General features: G+C 62.7%; 11 protein-coding genes. All 11 read right to left on the bottom strand.

The window, feature by feature from the left end; translation table 11 throughout:
- Positions 1 to 222: 222 nt before the first annotated feature.
- The 11 genes from NJC38_RS18925 to NJC38_RS18875 all read right to left on the bottom strand — a co-directional run bounded on the left by NJC38_RS18925 (position 223) and on the right by NJC38_RS18875 (position 17,378).
- Positions 223 to 1,356, bottom strand: coding sequence for a cell division protein FtsQ (locus tag NJC38_RS18925; protein WP_253116521.1), 1,134 nt, complete (start codon positions 1,354 to 1,356; stop codon positions 223 to 225).
- 10 nt (positions 1,357 to 1,366) lie between these two features.
- Complete coding sequence (locus NJC38_RS18920; RefSeq protein WP_253116519.1) at positions 1,367 to 2,782, bottom strand: MBOAT family O-acyltransferase; 1,416 nt, start codon at positions 2,780 to 2,782, stop codon at positions 1,367 to 1,369.
- 21 nt (positions 2,783 to 2,803) lie between these two features.
- A complete protein-coding gene (locus NJC38_RS18915; RefSeq protein ID WP_045492906.1) occupies positions 2,804 to 3,469 on the bottom strand; it encodes an alginate O-acetyltransferase AlgF in 666 nt (221 codons plus the stop codon).
- A complete protein-coding gene (locus NJC38_RS18910; RefSeq protein WP_253116518.1) occupies positions 3,466 to 4,128 on the bottom strand; it encodes an SGNH/GDSL hydrolase family protein in 663 nt (220 codons plus the stop codon). Before NJC38_RS18910 ends, NJC38_RS18915 begins: the two co-directional genes overlap by 4 nt.
- Positions 4,129 to 4,146: 18 nt before the next feature.
- Positions 4,147 to 8,217, bottom strand: coding sequence for a cellulose synthase subunit BcsC-related outer membrane protein (locus tag NJC38_RS18905; RefSeq protein ID WP_253116515.1), 4,071 nt, complete (start codon positions 8,215 to 8,217; stop codon positions 4,147 to 4,149).
- Positions 8,196 to 9,398 carry a cellulose synthase complex periplasmic endoglucanase BcsZ gene (bcsZ, locus tag NJC38_RS18900; protein ID WP_253116513.1) on the bottom strand — a complete coding sequence of 401 codons (1,203 nt, stop codon included), beginning with the start codon at positions 9,396 to 9,398 and terminating at the stop codon, positions 8,196 to 8,198. Before bcsZ ends, NJC38_RS18905 begins: the two co-directional genes overlap by 22 nt.
- The gene (bcsB, locus tag NJC38_RS18895) at positions 9,395 to 11,662 is read right to left on the bottom strand and encodes a cellulose biosynthesis cyclic di-GMP-binding regulatory protein BcsB (protein ID WP_253116511.1); all 2,268 of its coding nucleotides are present in this window, start codon (positions 11,660 to 11,662) and stop codon (positions 9,395 to 9,397) included. Before bcsB ends, bcsZ begins: the two co-directional genes overlap by 4 nt.
- Complete coding sequence (gene bcsA, locus NJC38_RS18890) at positions 11,662 to 13,881, bottom strand: UDP-forming cellulose synthase catalytic subunit (RefSeq protein WP_253116509.1); 2,220 nt, start codon at positions 13,879 to 13,881, stop codon at positions 11,662 to 11,664. The genes bcsB and bcsA overlap by 1 nt, the downstream gene beginning before the upstream one ends.
- A complete protein-coding gene (gene bcsQ, locus NJC38_RS18885; protein WP_253116507.1) occupies positions 13,878 to 14,993 on the bottom strand; it encodes a cellulose biosynthesis protein BcsQ in 1,116 nt (371 codons plus the stop codon). The genes bcsA and bcsQ overlap by 4 nt, the downstream gene beginning before the upstream one ends.
- A gap of 224 nt (positions 14,994 to 15,217) precedes the next feature.
- Positions 15,218 to 16,375, bottom strand: a complete 1,158-nt coding sequence (locus NJC38_RS18880) for an MltA domain-containing protein (protein ID WP_045492921.1) — start codon at positions 16,373 to 16,375, stop codon at positions 15,218 to 15,220.
- 142 nt (positions 16,376 to 16,517) lie between these two features.
- On the bottom strand, positions 16,518 to 17,378 hold the full coding sequence (locus tag NJC38_RS18875; protein WP_253116504.1) for a hypothetical protein: 861 nt from the start codon (positions 17,376 to 17,378) through the stop codon (positions 16,518 to 16,520).

The following is a 17,378-nucleotide window of genomic DNA, read 5'->3' as shown; positions in this document are numbered from 1 at the left end:
ATAGAGCGCAGTTGAAGCTGGAGCGCTAACTCATAGGTTGTACAGCCGCTTGAAATGTCGGTTCTTGTACAGGGGGGGTAGCTCATATTGGCAAGATAAGAACACGTCTTGAGAGAAGCCATCACCGGCATGTTCACCGGATTTAGATTTATAGCTATCTAGATAGATAGCAATATATCTAGTTAGCTATAAATATAGGTGGCAGGCCTACAGCACCCGTTATCAGGGCTTCAACGGCACATAAGCCGTCTGCAAGTCCCGTTCGGGTATCTCCCAAAGCACCAGTTTCGGTGGGGTCTGGGTAAAGGCCGGGCTGCTGAAGTAGGCATTGGCCGCGCCGGAAAATTCGCCGCCGTCTTTGGCAAAGTTGCCGATCGGCGCCCCCAGCGCCCGTTGCAGAAAGCCCACAAATCCGGAGTTGCGCGAGAACGAGGTGCCGATCAGCGCAATGTTGGGCAGTTCAGCATCACCGAACAAATCATCGAGGTTGTCAGCGTCACCCTGCGCCGCTTTCGCCTGTTCACTGATGGTGGTTTCGGCCACGCTTTGCGGCGTGGGCTGTAGCGACAGCGGCAACCAGTCGAGACCGGCCAGGCGGACCAGATCACCGGGGCGCGGCGCGGCAGGTGCTACGCGAGTGTCGAAATCACGCTGCGGGCTGGCCCTGAAGCCCGACTCTTTTATCTGCCGCGCCAACGCCAGGGCGGCAGCGTTGGCGCCGGTTTCGCTCCAGTGGGTGTCGGTGCGCAGAAACGCTGCCTCACCCAACGGCTGCAAACTCGAGGTCAGGTCCAGGGTGGTGACGCCTGCGCGCTGTAACTGACGGGTCCAATCGCTGATCCGTGACTGTAATTGCTCAGGGCGATACAGCCCGCACAACTGGCTTGAGGCGATGCGGCTCTTGTCCGGGACCACCGCCACCCATAGGTCGATACCCTGCCCCTTCAGCCGCTGCTTGAGTTCGATCACCGCCTGGGCTTTGCGCTGGGCGTTGGCCTGGGCATTGCGCTGGATGCGTCGTTCATCGGTCAGGAACAGCCAGCCAGGGCAGCCTTGGCGGACCCGCGGGCCACTGTCTTGCAACAACAGCCAACTGGCGCCGCGTTCCAGATTGGCCGCTTGCTCAGCCAACAACGTGGCAGACAACTGCTTGGCCAGGGCATGGGTCACCTCACCGTGCAGCAGCGCCTCGCGGTCGACGTTGGCCGGCAACCATTGCAGCTTGCCGCTGGCGATCAGTACTCCACAACTCAGCAGGCCGATGCCCAGAAATGCCGCCAGGGTCACTCCGGCCAAAGGGCTGCTGCGCAAGGCCAGTTCAGTGGGCGCGAGCGGTGCATTGGATGGCTGGCTCATGAACAGGCCCTCAAAACTGGAAGTACAGGAACGGCACGGTTTCACGGCTGGCGATCAACGCGAACGACAGCAGGAAACCCGCCACCGGCCACACCGCCGCGCCGGTGACAAACCAGCGCGCCTGGGCCCAGCGTTGTTCGGCGCGGCGTTGCAGCAGCGGTGCCACGATGCACAACAGCCCCAGCACGGCCGCCATGCCATGCGCCGGACGCAGGGTCACAGCCATGGCATCCCCCAGGCCAATGCCGTGCAGGCCAAACTGGCCGGCGTACATGCTCAAGGCCGTATGGAAGTCCGGCGAGCGAAACAGCGTCCAGGCCAGGCATACAAACAACAAGGTCAGCACATGGGCCAACGGTCTGGGGATCGCCGGCAGGCTCGAATGCGCCCAGGCCCGATCGACACACAGCGCGATACCATGCGCCGCCCCCCACAGCAGGTAATTCCAGCTGTCACCGCCATGCCACAGGCCGGCGATGGCCATGGTCAGGAACAGGTTGCGGTAGGTGTTCCAGACCCCATGGCGATTGCCGCCCAGGCCGATGTACAGGTAATCACGCAGCCAGCTCGACAACGACAGATGCCAGCGCCGCCAGAAATCCTGGATGCTGCGCGCCAGGTACGGCCGGTTGAAGTTCTCCGGAAAGTGAAAGCCCAGCATCAGGCCCAGGCCGATCGCCATCGCGCTGTAGCCGGCAAAGTCGAAGAACAGTTGCAGCGAATAGGCCAGGCAACCGATCCAGGCATCGACCAGGCTCGGCTGCGGCAGATGAAAAGCGACGTCCACCAGCGGCGACAAGGTGTCGGCCACCAGTACCTTCATGCTCATGCCGATCATGAAACGCCGCGCCCCCAGGGAAAAAAGCGTCCAGTTGAACTGACGCTGGTTCAGCTCACGGCGCACCCAGTCATAACGGATGATGGGGCCGGCAATCGAATGGCCGAACATCGAGATGTAGGTGGCGTAGTTGATGAAGCTGCGCTCCACCGGCACCGTGTGACGATGCACATCCACCAGGTAGGAGATCGCCTGCAGGACGATGAACGACAGCCCCGCCGGCAAGGCCACGCGCTGCCATTCGAACGGCATCGCACCGTAAGCGCTCATCAGCTCATTGGCGGTCAGGGCCAGGATGTTGGCGTACTTGTACCAGCACAGCACGGCGGTGTTGAGCACGATCAAGCCCACCAGCCAGCGCATGCGCCGGCTCGACCCCTCACGGGCCCGGTCCACAATCAAGCCGCCGACCCAGGCGATCACCGTCAGGACCATGTGCAGCGCCAGAAACAACGGGCTCAACCAACCGTAGAACAGCCAGCTGCCGATCAGCAGAATCGTGTTGCGCCAGGCCGGCCGCCCCAGCGCGTAGACCAGCATGAACGCCGGCAGGAACAGCAGGAGAAACTCCAGAGAGGCGAAGACCATGACGACAACTGCCTGATTCGATCAGTGGGACAACGTATCCGTAGCCGCCAACAGGCGCGGGCCATTGGTCGATGGCAACAGCAGCACGCTGTAGCGCTCACCCGCCTTCAGCTCACCCAGATCCAGGGGCGCGCCGACATTGGCCTGGCCACAGACCAGTTGCACCGACAACTTGACCGGGTTGATCGAGCGACGCTGCAAGGTGCCATCCGGCACCGCCTTGAACAAATCGGCCGTACGCCCGGCCGGACGCAGGCTGGCCTCGGCGCAACTGGCGTCGAGGCTGAAGAACGCCAGCGAAGCCTTCAGCGCATTGAAGTCATCCGGTGCTTCGCGCACCGCGACCTGACGCAGGCTGCCATCGGCCTTGGCCAGGGCCACCACCGTGGCGAACTCGCCGGGTTCGACCGCCTGCGCCATGGCCAGCCGTTGCGCACCACTGATCAGCGTGCCTTCGACCGCCCCTTTGGCCTGTACCGGAAAAAAGGCCGACGGCTGCTCCGCCTCCAGGCGCAGCGGTTTCTGTCCTTCACGGGCCACGACCTCCAGCGGCGCGGCGCTGGCATTGACGAAGCGGATGAACGCTGAGTCTTCAGCCGGGCCGCTGGGGTACAGGGCAATCTCGGCCGCCTGCGCGACGCCACCCAGCATCGGCCAGAGCAGCAGCGCTGCCAGTGGCCGGATCATGGCCGCAGTTCCTTGACCGCAGGCGCCTGCACCAACGCCTTGCCGATGTTATCGCTCCAGGTCTTGTAGCCAGGACCGGTCAAGTGCTGGCCATCCACCGTGGCCCACTGGCCCGGTTTGGAGAACTGCAGCGAATCGATGTAGCTGCAAGGGGCAACGTTGCTGGCCAGAAACTTCGAAGTCATCTCGACCCGGGCGAAGGTCTTGCCGTACTTGCCGCCCTCGGTGCCCCAGTTCGGGCCGACCCAGACGCAGCGTGTGCCGCTGGTCGCCAGCGCCTTGGTGAACGTGGTGGTCTGCTGCCACAGCCAGGCTTTAGGGAACGCCGGTTTGGTGTAGCTGGCCATGGTGTCGCCCATCACCACCAGCACCAGATCCGGTTTGTCGGCGGCCAGCAACTGGCTGATTGGTACGGTCGCCGCTTTGCTGCCCAACACCACGGTCTTTTCGCTGCCACGGCGCTCGGCACCGCCACAGGTGCCTGGTGTGGCCTGCAGCCAGTCACCGGCGTTGGCGCCGCAGATGCCCAGGGTGTGGACCTTGGCGCCCTGCTGGACCAGGCTGTCGTGCAGGCTGCCGATCAGGTAATCGGGGGTCGCCAGGTGGCTGTCGCCAATCATCAGGATCGTCAGGCCCGCCAGGACCGATGCTGTTGCCATTGCGTACTACTCCTGCTGCTAATTCGAATAAGGGGAACGGTAAGGGCTGACCGGCAAGGCCATCGGCCCGCTGAAGTCTTCGAACATGTAGCGCAGGTACAAACCGCCGCTCCATTGTCGGTAATCACGGGCGTTATCCAGACCGAACTGGCCACCCAGGAAGAAGTTGTCGCCCATCTGGTACTCGGCCGCTGCGGCCAGGTTGTAACCCACCCCGGTCTTGCTCTGCCCGGCGTACTGGGTTGACACGCCAAGCCCGGCGCCGGCTAGGTTTTGCGCCGTCGCTTCAAGACTCGCCTGCAAGGCCTTGTCGTTGGGATAGAAGTCCGCGCCATCCTGCTGGATATGCTGTACACCCAGTGCACCACGCAACGAGTAGCTCAGCCGGCCGGAACGCTGCGACCAACCAATCGGCGCACTGAGGGCATAGAAGCCCTGCGGGCTGAAATAACCACCGTGGCCATAGGTATAGAAGTTCTGGTTCTGGTCAAAACCGATGGCGGTCAGGTTGACCCCGACCGTGAACTGCTTGCTATCGTCGTTGAAGATGTACCAGTAGGCGCCGGCACTGCCCTCGCGGCGTTGGTTGTCAGCGACGTTATGCCCCACCAGTTCATGCACGGCGGCCACACCATAGGTGCCGAAATGGCCATTGTCGTAGCTCAGTTGTACACGCCCGCCATTAGCGGTGACACCGCCCCACTCGACGCCGGTACGCCGGTCCTGAACGCCGGCAAAGGAGGCCAGGCTGTCGGTGACCGGACGCCGCGACAGATTGATGCTGTAACGCCAGTCACCGCCCTCGACAAACGGCCGCTCCAGGCTGATGCCTCCGACCACGGTGCTGTACAAAAAGCCTATCGGGCTGGTGCCCAGATCGCTCTTGAGGCCCAGCGAAGGGCTTTCATAGGCCACGGCCAGCCCCACGCCGCTGTCTTTCTGGCGACCGATCCCGGCCGCCGAAGCACCGCGCAAATCCACGTCCGCACCCAGTGCTTCCTGAGCGGCTGCGGTCTGTACGGCGGTCAGACCGCTGAGGTTCTGCAAGGGTGACAGGGTCGGCCCGCTGCCAAAACGAAATGCGGCCGTGTCGTCAACCGAACCGGCATTGAGTGACACCGGGGTCACACGCAGCGCCAGCCGGTCATCGCCAAGCGGCATCCGAATTTCCAGGGGGGCCTGGACTTCGGACATCTTGCCCAGCCCGGACTCGCTGTTGTTGCTGCGATAGCTGACGCCTTGAGTCACGCTGGGGCTGCGCTCCTGGCGAATCTGCTCCAGGCTCTGACGCGCTTGCTGCCAAGGGTCAGCCGGCACGGGCGCCGCCTTGCGCACGGTTGCCGGCTCACGTGGGGGCGGGGCCGACGCCTGGGCTACAGCGGCATAACCGGCGGCATAGCCCGCCGCGTAGCTATCGGGTGTGGCGTAGCGGGCTGGCGCTTGTGCGGCGGCAAACTGCGGCACCGGTACGGCAACCGGGGCCACTGGCTCAACTGCCGCGGCCTGAACTTCGGCCGGTTCCGGAATCTGATTCAGGTTGCCCTGCTGGGCCAGCCGCGACTGACCGCGCTGGCCAGGCTGACCGACAAAGGGATTGCTGGCGGTCGCCTTGGCAAACGGATTAACTCCCGGCTGGTGCAGCGGCTCCTGCAAGGCCAGGGCGCGGCTGTACAACTCAGCGGCACGTGAGGTCTTGCCCTGGGCGCGCAGCAGCCCGGCGGCGGTCAACAGGATCTGCGGATCGTTGCCCGCCAGGTCCACAGCTTCATCGACGGCCTTCTCGGCCTTGCGCGACTCGCCCAACTGGTTCCAGGCCTGGGCAATGCCGATCTGCAGGCTGGCATCACGCGGGTACTTGGCCAGCAACGGCTGATACAGCGCAACCGCCTTGTGCGGATCGTTGTTGGCCAGGTACATACGCGCCAGGGCAGCACCGGCCAGCGGGTCGTTCGGGCGTTGTTCCAGGGCCGGCGCCAGAGTGTCGTAAGCGGCGACCAGATTGCCCTGGTCACGCAACAGATCGGCCTGACGGACCCGGTACAGGAACAGCAGATCGTCATAGCTGCGCCGCTGCGCAGGCGTCAGGTTGCGGTTCTGCAACTCGTTGAGGATCTGGTTGACCTGCACATCATCGCCGCTTTTGAGCAGCGCACCGGCATAGGCCAGACGCAACTCCGGGGTTGGTGAGGGGCTGCGTTCCTGAGCCTGACGCAACAGTTGCAAGGCTCGCTCGGGCTGCCCGGCTTCGATCCAGGCATTGGCCAAAGCACTGAGTTGCTCGTCACGGGCACTGGTTTCGGCGCGGCTGAGCAGGTCCACAGCAGCCTGGCGGTTGCCCTTGCGCACCTGTTCGCCGGCCTGGGTAATCAGGCTCTGCACGCGCAAGTCACTGGCCAGGCTCTGCATCGCCGGGGTGCGCTGCGCCGCCGGGATCCGCTCCAGATGACGCTGCGCCGCCGGAAAGTCGCTCATCCGCGCCGCCACCAGTGCCGCCACGTACAACGCTTCAGGATTGGCCGAATCGTTTTTGAGCAGGTCATCGATGACCTGACGGGCTTTGTCCGGCGCATTGTCGAGCAGGTACAGGCGCGCCAGGTCGTTGCGCAGCCAGGCATTCTTCGGCTCGTTGCGCACCGCATCCTGCTGGGCAGCCAGCGCCGAGCGAAGGTCGCCACGCAGTTCGGCGTTGCGCGCCTGGCCAGCGGCCAGGGCCGCGCGTAGCGGCCGTAGATCGCCCAGGCGCTGTTGCTGGGCGGCGCTCAGGCCGTCGATCAGACGCTGGGCCTCTGCGGTCTGGCCACTTTGGGTCAGCACCGTGAGCATGCCCATCAAAGCGTCGGGATTGGCCGCATCCAGCGCCAGCGCCTGGCGATAGCTGGCCTGGGCGTCATCGAACCGCCCCTGCTCAGCCTGCAGGCTGCCCTGCGCCACATGGCCTTCAATCTGCCGGGGCTTGAGGGCAATCGCCTGTTGCAACAGGTTTGCCGCCCGTTGCAGGTCCTTATCGGCCCGCGCCGTGCCGGCCTGGCCCAGCAAGGCCCAGTAACGGTTGGCATCCAGCGCCGTCTGCCAGCGCGCATTGCCGCTGCGCGCCACGGCGCGGCCCAGCAGTTCGTTGGCCTCGTTGAAACGCCCCTGACGCTGACGGACCAGCCCCATACCGCCCAAGGCATCGGCGTCCTGTGCCTGTTCTTTCAAACGTGCCTGAAAGGCCTGTTCGGCGACATCCAGCTGGTTGTCCTGCAACGCCTTGAAGCCACGGGCCAGATGCGGGTTCTGCTGCACCTGGGCGGCGCCAGCACCTTTGCCCTGCATCTGCTCGCGGAGCTCAGTGTCATCGGGGTTGGCCTTCAAGTAGGCCTCGAACAGTGGCTGTTCTGCCGGGCGCGGCGCACCCAGCCAGACCAGCGCCTGACGCCAGCTTTCAGTGGCCTCGCCGCCCAGTTCCGGGACCGTCGACAATTGCGCCAGACGCCGGATGCCATCGACACGGGTGGTCTCATTGCGGATCAGCAGCTTGGCCAGTACCAGCTTGACCTTGGCGTTGTCAGGCTCCTGGCTCAGCAGACGCTCCAGCCCTTGGCGCGACTCGTTCCAGCCGGTGCGGGTGTAGCCCAGGTAGCTGTAGAACTCCAGAGCCAGTTCACCCTGGGGCGGTTTGTTGGCAAACAACTGTCGATACAGCCCCACCGACTTGTCCAGCTCGCCGTTCTGCGCCGCCAGGCGGGCATTTTCCAGGCGCTGGCTGGCGTCGCCACTGTTAAGGGCGATGGCCTGTTCCAGTTGCAGGGTCAAAGGATCACCGGGGTGGGCCGCGCGCATCTGCTCCAGATAACGGGCGGCGGCGGCCGGGCGTTTTGCCTTGAGTTCCAACAGGCCCAGACCGTACTGCGCATCGATCTGCTGCGGGTCGATCAGCAGCAGTTTTTTCCAGACTTCTGTGGCGCGTTGCGGGTCGTTCTGGTTCTGCCAGTAACGGCCCTGTTCCAGCAGCGCCTGGCCGGCCGGAGTCAGCGGCGCGGCATACACGCCGGCATTGAAAAGGGTCGCCAGGACCCCGGAAAGCATTACGGTGCGAGGCGTGCGCATGGCGTCCCCCAAGCGGTCTGCAACAGGCCGTCAGCGTCCATACGGTAACGCTGCTCGATGTGGCCCAAGGCAAACAGGCTCAGTACAAAATGGTAATAAGGTGGCTGGGCGGCCTTGAGCGCTTCAGGTGTCAGGCTCTGGGCCATGCCCTGCCGAAAGCGTAGCGTCTGTGCGTCAACTTGCGCCGTGTTGCCTAACGCCTGGAAGTACGGCAACAGGGCCGCCGAAAACCCAAAACCACCCTGGCCACTGAAGGCACCGCTACGGGTTTGAATTTTTTCCGGTGGCACGCCGCTTTGCACGGTGGCGACGCTCATGCCATTGAGGGCCGCGAGCATCGGCCTGGCCAGCGGATCTTCAGCCGCCGTGATACCGGCCCAGAGGTAGACACGAATCGCGTCGTAACTGCCCAGTTCACCTTTGACCGGGTCGACAATGAACTGCCCTTGATCGGCGCCGCTGGCACGGTAGCTCACCCAGTCGGCAATGAAGCCCTTGGGCCCCACGGCCTGCATCAGGGTCAGGGTATTGTTGGCGATCTCGGTCCAGGGACCGTTGTTATCCAGTACCGCCAGACGCCGCAGCAGCGGTACTGGCAGGTAACTGGGGTTGAGCTGCCACAGGTCGGGCTTGTTCAGGTCCGGCTTGATGAAACCGCGAAACCCCGGCATCAGCATCTTGCCCAGGCCCGGCAGGGTCTCGATTTCCTGAGCCTTGATATTGGTCAGCAACTGGCGCGCCGCCTCGGTGTAGCGCTGGTCTTGCCATAGCCGCCCGGCCTCGAACAGCGCATAGGCGAACCACAGGTCAGCATCCGAGGCCGAGTTGTCATCCAGCAAGCGCCAGACGCCCTGCTCATCCTTGCCCCAGAACCAGCCAGGCAGCTTATGGGCAATGTCATCGCCCGCCAGGTTGTTCTGCGCCCAGCGCCACATCAGGTCGAAACTCGACCGGTCGTTGGCCACCAGCGCAAAAAACATCGCGTATGACTGCCCCTCGGAAGAGCTGTGCTGCTGCGGCGTACTGGCATCCAGCACGCGGCCGTCAGGCTGCACGAAGTGCTCGCGAAAGGTCTGCCACAACGGCCACAGGCTGCTATCGCAGCGAGGCGCCGCTTGCACCAGAGAGCTGCTCAACACCAGTAACAGAGTGCCGGCCAGCCAGGCCTTGAGCCGACTCACGGGTCGAGCCTGCGGCGTGCCCGGGCACGCAGCGCCAGAAACGCCAGCCCCGCCAGCACCGCGACACTCAGGCCGGTGACCAACAGCGACACCGCCAGGTTACGCGACAGGATCCATTGCACGTAGCGCACAGCGCCCAACTGGCCAATGTAGTACTGCTCGTCAGCCACCAACGCCTGAACCGACTTGCCACGCACCGCCACCAGGCTGCCCTGGATCGCCTGGGTGTAGTCCTCGCCCCCCACCAGCGCACGAGTCACATCAGCCAGATCCTGCGGCCGGCTGCTGGCAATCACCACCACGCTGCGGCCGCCCTTGAGCGGCGACTCAAAGCCGGTCAGGAACGAACTGCCTTGCTCGGCCGAGAACGACATGGCCACCCGCGCCCGGCGCAGGTTGGCCTCCGGATCAGAGCTGAACCAGCTGCGCACCTTGAACGCCAGGTCCGACAGTTCGACCCGGCTCTGGTTACCATTGACCTGCGCCGGCAAACGCTCGGCCCAGGTTTCAAGCAACGGTTGATTGGCACCGGAAGCCAGCACCAGCAGGTCTTTGTCGGCCACCTGGCTGACTTGCGCGGCCTGGGTCACAGTCACTGCGGTGGCCGGGTAACCGGTGGACTCACCAAAGCGGCCAAGGATATCCAGGTAGGCACCCAGCTCTTCGATACCTGCGTTGTCGGGGAGCACCACGGCGCTCTGCGACAGATCGGCCAGGCGTGTGAAGGGGAAGCCGGCATCCTTGAAAACGCCCAGGTTGGGCATGGCCATAAAGTGATCGTAGCCACTCAGGTCGACCGTCGATTCAGGGTCGATGCTGCCGCGCATGTTATCGATGATGATGTCGCCGCACTCACCCTGGCGCATGAACTCATACATGAAACGGAACTGCAGGCGCGATTGCAGGCTCAGCGCTTCGAGCGGCAGGCGGGCTCGGGTATCACGCGGCAATACCTCATCGCGGATCTTGCCCAGCAGGCTGCTGTCGAGCTGCTCGGTCGATGGCAGGTTCTCGGATTTGACCAGCGTGTCATTGAAGCTGACGATCAGCGACGAGTTGCCTTTGCGCGACTGCGGGGTGTAGCGGTACTTCAAATCCAGCGGCACGCCTTCCTGGCGCCAGTTGAACAAATCCGGCGGCAGCCGCAGCGGTACGCTGATGGTGTTGGGGTTGTAGCCAGAAACGTTGAGAGCTTTGGCCTCGATCAGTTCGCCGAGCTTGACCGGGCGATCAGAGGGGACCCAGTTTGGCGCATCGTAGGGTTTGCGCGGCTGCAGGGTTTCCAGCTGGCTGATGACCACTTGGCTGCCGCTCAGGGCATGGCTGCCGACCACCACTGCGGTCGCCGCGGTTTTCAGTTCTTTGGCGTCCCGGCCGCTGATCAACAGCAGCTTACCGTTAGGGTCGTTGGGGTTGGCCATCAACGCCACGCTGGGGCCGCTGGGCGCCGGTACAGGGCTGTTGCCCAGGGTCCCGGCGCTGGTGGCCACACGCAGCACCACCGCGTTGCCGCTGGCAGGCAGTTCGTTCAGGCTGACCGGAAAACTCGCCCCGCGATAACTGGCCTGGGCACCGAACCAGGACGACAACGCGCCAGCGGCTTCGAGGGTGGCATTATCGGTCCCCGAAGCAAACACAAACGGCAAAGTCACCGGGTGCATGTCGCGGCGATCAAAGAACGGCAGCGGCAGGATCGACAGATCGTCAGGCAGATTCAGTGGCTGGGTCTGCAACTCCAGCGTCGATGCAGGACTGACCCGCGCCCACAGGCTGCTGTGCATCGGGTCTTCACAGCTCATGGTGTAATGCCCGACAAATTGTAAGCTCAGGCGGTTGAATTCGGTGATCAGGTGCGCCGGGACCTCGATCAGCTGCTTCTGCGGTTTGCCGGCCCCCTCCTTGACCAGCGGCAAACTGGCGGCGACCTCGTCGTTGACCATCACGTTGAGCTGCGACATGTCGGCCAGCAATGCCGGTGAATAGGAATACTCCAGGGTCAGCCGCGCGCCGGTAACCACCTGATCGGCACGCACGTTGAAGTTGACCGTATCGGCCGACTCGATGCCCTTCAGGATCATCGGATAATTACGCCCCAACTGCTTGAGGCTCACGCGATACCCCTCGCCTTGCATCAGCGGCGCCACAGGACCGGCCACGTCGGCCAAGGCTTGCGTGCTGCCACCGAGCAACAGCAAGGACGACATGAACGCCGTCAGGTAGCGAGAAGCAGGCCCTGCGTAGCAGCTTTGCATTGGCTTGGACATCATGATTTTTCCGTAAGAGTGGCGGGCGCCGTATTCAGTGCGCGTCGGGCCCGCCAGGCATGGCGGGTGGCCGTGAACAGTTCGCGAACACCGCGCAGGCTGACGCTGCAGACCTCGCGCAGGGCCTTGAGTGGGGTATCGATCAGGCCATGGCCCCAAGTGGCGGCCCAGGTGTCGGCCCGCGAAAAGGTCAGGCGCACCAGGTCACTCTGCTGGCGCAGGGTCAACTGATTGAACTGCACACCGATCAACGAATCGCGGCAGAACACCACCGTGGCGGGAAACTGGCTGAGCTGGTCTTTGCGGAACAGGCCGATCTGCACGATCTCACCGCGCGTCAGGCTCTGCCCTTCGGGCAAGCGCAAGCCCAGGCCGTTCTGCGAGAAGTCCAGGGTCGTGGCATCCAGGCTGCTGCCATCGGCGCGCTGCAAACGCATCGGCAAGCTGGCCGCGACGCGGGGCTCGTTACGCACCTGGCGGGTCTCACTGGCCACCGCCACAGCGGCGCCGGCAATAATGATGTTGTAGAGCGTCCAGGCCAGGTTGATCAGGATCGTGACCGTGGCGCCCTCCTCGTTACTGCCCTGGATCAGCATCACGATGCCGCACAGCAGGCCGGCCAGGTTCAGGCCCAGCAACACAATGTAGGGACGGGCCAGTTTCCATTCGAAGAACTTCTCGTCGATGATCCCGCCCTTGTCGGTCACGTTAAAGCCGCCGAACTTGGGGTTGATCAGGGCCATGAGCACCGGGCCCATGATGTACCAGGCCAGCACCGTCTCGTAGACCTCGTTCCAGAACGAGTGACGAAAGCGCCCCTGCATGGTCGAGTTGGTAATGCTGGCATGCAGGATATGCGGCAATACATACACGGTGATCATCAAGGCCGAAGCCTGGAAAATCCGTGCATCGAAAAACAGAAAGGCCAGCGGCGCGGTGAGAAACGCCAGGCGCGGCAAGCCATAGAAAAAGTGCAGCATGGCATTGAGGTAACAGAGCCGCTGACCCATTTGCAGCCCCTTGCCCAGCAAGGGGTTATCGGTGCGGAAGATCTGCGCCATGCCTCGCGCCCAGCGAATTCGCTGGCTGATGTGCCGCGACAAACTTTCAGTAGCCAGGCCTGCCGCCTGCGGGATTGCCAGGTAAGCGGTGTTGTAACCGGCCCGACTGAGCTTGAGCGCCGTATGGGCATCCTCAGTCACGGTCTCGACCGCCACTCCGCCGATTTGCTCCAGAGGCTTGCGACGGATGATTGCACAAGAGCCACAGAAGAACGCCGCGTTCCACAGGTCGTTGCCGTCCTGGACCAGGCCATAGAACAGCTCGCCTTCGTTAGGCACCGCGCGGAAAGTGTTGAGGTTCTTTTCGAACGGGTCCGGAGAAAAGAAAAAGTGCGGGGTCTGCAGCATTGCCAGCTTCGGGTCCTTGAGGAACCAGCCCATGCACAGTTGCAGGAAAGAACGGGTCGGCACGTGGTCGGCATCAAAAATCGCGACGTATTCGCCGTCGGTGACCTTCAGCGCTTCATTGAGGTTACCGGCCTTGGCATGCCGATTGTTGTCACGGGTGATGTAATTGACCCCGACCTGGGCACAGAACTGCCGGAAGTCCTCGCGGCGACCGTCATCGAGTACATGCACGCGCAGCTTGTCCCGAGGCCAGTCGATGGCCTGCGCAGCAAAGATGGTGAGCTTTACGATCGACAGCGCTTCGTTGTAAGTGGGGATGAACAAGTCCACCACCGGCCAGCTATCCGGATGGCCCTTCATCAGCACCGGCTCGCGTTGCAGCGGCCAGCAGGTTTGCAGGTAGCCGCACAGCAGCACAATCAGCGCATACAGCTCGGCCAGCACCAGACCGTAGCCAAAGAGCATGTCGACCCAGTTCTCAAAGCCCAGCGTCGAGGTCACCCGCCAATACACGTAGCGCAGTGACATGACCAGCGACAGGGCAATCATCGCCAGAATCGCCAGGCGACCGCCAATACGGCGCAACAGCAACGCGGCGATAAAACACATGACCCCGAAACTGGCTTGAGCCTGCAGATCAAAGGGCACCGACACCACAAACGCAAATAGCAACACGCCCAGCAAACCACCAGCGACTTTCAGGATCAGGAGGGGCTGGGCAGGCAATGCATCAAGACGCGCCGATAACCGCGTCAGAACACGGCGGATTCGTGCCCGCAATCCAGGCACTTCGGTTTGCACTTCGCTCATGAAAGGCTGGACTCAGCACGGGCCTGTTCCATGAGCCGAGTGGTCAGTTGCTGACCCAGCGCGTGCAGGTCCTGGACACCTTGGGTCGGCGTTTCGGCCAGCAGCGGATACGTGCCATAGGCGAGCGCCTCAGCCAGACTGTAATCGAGCCGTACCCAGCCCAGCAGTTGCTCACCGAGACGACGCAGCAGCACCTGGTGCATGTCGCAACTGAACGCCCGCGTGGCATCGAACTGGTTGATCACGTAATGACAGGCCGGTGGCCGAGGCTTGCTGGCAAGAGGTGCCAGCCACTGCTCCATGACATTCAGGGTCTGGTAACAGGCGGCGTCGGTGTTCACCACGGCCAGTACCTGATCGGCAACATCCAGTGCCTGCTCCAGATAGCGCGACGGCCCTGTGGCCACATCCAGCACCAGCACGTCATGCTCGTCCAGTTGCATACGCTCGATCTGCCGGGCCAGCCAATGCCGGTCCTCATCCATTGCCTGTTTGAGCGAGCGGCGCTGCTCAGCGCTATGCGAACCGTAAGGCAGCACCCAGGTATTGGCAGTGCCCGGCAGCAACAGGCTGTTCCAGTCCTCGTCACGCAAACGGCCATTGACCAGACCGCCCTGTTCAGTACCGCCCAACAAGTGATGACGCAAAGCATCCTGCGGATCGAGTTCAACGACCAGTGTCCGGCCACCAGGCAACTGCAACAGGCTGGCCAACGCGGCGCTCAAAGTCGTCTTGCCTACCCCGCCCTTGGCCGAGACGACAGCAATCACCCGCGCCTTGATTTCAGGAGCGGGTCCTGTGTGCTGCGGCTGCGTGTGAACCTCATTACCGGTCCCGGCATTCGCTTCGCGCACACGGGCAGCTTCGGCCAGCAGCGAGCTGAGCGATGCCGATATCACCGCAGGCGATGCAGAGGGCGACTCAAGCGACGCCGTCGGCAGCGACGGGCTTTGCGCGGACGCAGGCGAAGACGCCTCGCTGACCGCACGCAAAGGTCGCAAGGGCGTCACTGTGGTTTCCGGATAATCGAAGTGGCTGTCCATGTCCAGATATCCGTCTGTACTTGCTCCAATTCCCTGGAACAATCTGGCGATATCGTCGGCGCGACTCATGCACTTCGTCCTATCAGAAGGCCCAGGGGATGCCCCTGTAAGAAAGCATTAAACAGTAATGTGTAATATCAGTATGACAGTGTCAATATATTGTTATTGGCGTCTTTGATACAACTCGTCGGAAAAAGATTCATTCATTTATTGCCATGTTTTTGACGACAAAAAACAAGTCAAAGTCCTGTTTAAATCTCTAACCCATACGCCGCTGGAAAACGTCAGGTTAATCACGGCAACGCCACGCCTTGGGGCCACAAAAGCCACACATTGCCCTTCTGCTTCATGTCCCCCGCCAGATGCCCGGCGGCCTCTCCGGTGCCCCAGAACAGGTCCGCGCGCACTTCACCGGCAATCGCACCGCCAGTGTCCTGAGCGGCAACAGGGCGTATCAGCGCTGTCCCGTCGGGGCGCGTGGTCGACAGCCACAGCAGGCTGCCCAACGGAATCACTTTACGGTCGATAGCCACGCTGTAGCCGGCGGTCAAAGGCACGTTCAACGAACCACGCGGCCCTTCATTGCTGTCCGGGTTACGGGTGAAGAACACATAGCTCGGGTTGCTGGCCAGCAACTCGGGAACTCGTTGCGGGTTGGCCTTGGCCCAGGCAGCAATGCTGCCCATGGTCACGTCTTCTTTCTGCAACTGGCCCTGCTCGACCAGCCAGCGGCCGATGGCGCGATACGGGTGGCCATTCTGATCGGCATAGGCCAGACGTGCTTGAGTACCATCAGGCAGACGAACCCGGCCCGAGCCCTGGATCTGCAGGAACTGCAAATCCATGGGGTCGGTGAGCCAGGCAATCACCGGCGCATCCAGGCCATTGGCATTGATCGTCGCGGCATCGTCATAAGGCTTGAGTACCCGGCCCTCGACCCGGCCACGCAGGCGCTTGCCCTTGAGTTCGGGGTACAGGCTGTCGAGATTGACCACCACCAGATCATCAGGAATGCCATACACCGGCACCTGGGCCTGTTCGGTACGGGTCAGGCTGCCTGGGTAGACCGGCTCGTAATAACCGGTGATCAGACCATCGGCACTGCCGCCATCGGCACGCAGGCTATAAACCTGCAACGTCGCCTGCAGAAAGGTCCGGATCTCGGCCGCAGACGGCGCCGCGGCCAGACTGGCCGCCGATGCACAAGGTGCCCCCCACACCGGGTCAGCCTTGAGTCGGGTACAGGCGCTGCGCCAGGCGGCAAAACCAGCCTGCAGATCGGCATCGGTCACCGCCGGCAGCTCATCCCAGCCGGCCTGACGGTAAGTCGTGTGCGGCGGTTCAACAGGCTTTTGTGGTTGAGCAGGCTTGTCGGTGTTGTCACACGCGGCCAGCAAAACAGCCAAGGCAACCACCAGCGCCTGACGCCAGGACGCAGAAAAGACAGACATTCAGAACGGTCCTACAACAAAAAGCGCTCATTGTGTCTGAATAGGACTGGTTAGCACAGGTTAAAGACTTCAAGCCGATGATTGAGTTGCCGAGCGGTTAGTCCGTTTGAGCGAAGTCCCCAAAAGGGACCGATCAACCCATTCAGATGTACTGCTTATCCTGATCAAGATCGATCGGCTCATCCTTGAACACTTCTGGCCCGTCCATGCTCAGCAGCACCCCGCCATTGCTCCAGCTCAACCAGGGCGTCGCCTCGCTGCCTGACTCTGCCGTGACACCTGAAGGACTGAGGACGATCTGCTGATCATCAATCTCGATCAGGCCAATGACGTAGGTGTAGCTGTCGGGATAGGTCGAGACGCTGGTCTTGCGGCCGAAGAAGCCCTTCTGCACTTTCTGCTCAAGCTCGAACTCGTAGGCGCACTCCACCACCTGGTCGCCATACTCCATACGCATTCTGGGCTTGAGCGAGCCCACCGACACATCACCGTTGTCCACCGCCGAATAGACACTGCACACCAGAGCCACTTTGCCACCCAGCTTGCGCGAGATCTGCGGATTGATTTCGACGCTTTCAGTGCCCGGTGCCGAAGCACTGGCGCTGACCACATCGCCGGTATGAAACACGAACGGGTCCAGATCGAAGGCGCCGCGCCTGGCCGGTGCGTGGATGAGCGACATCTGACCGTCGGGACGCAGAATACCGACGCGCAAGTCCAGATCATCGTTGTCGTTGCCATCGCCGTTATCGATCCAGGTCGCGCTGACCTTGATCGAGCGTGGCGCCCCCGGCCCCTTGTCCAGCGACACCTTATGCGTAACACCCGGCTTGTCCAGGGTGATCAGCGACTTGGCGATATTCACCGGCTGCAGTGCCGGGGCTTCAAGCGCCGGGGCTGGAGCCGGTTCTTCGACGTCCACGCCATATAACCCACACAAACCGGCCAGCCCGCTGGCAAAACCCTGCCATACCGAACGCGCCTTGGCCTGGCCATTACGCAC

The organism is Pseudomonas sp. 21LCFQ010, assembly GCF_024129905.1.
Lineage (GTDB): Bacteria > Pseudomonadota > Gammaproteobacteria > Pseudomonadales > Pseudomonadaceae > Aquipseudomonas.
This window is presented reverse-complemented; position numbering and strand designations above follow the sequence as displayed.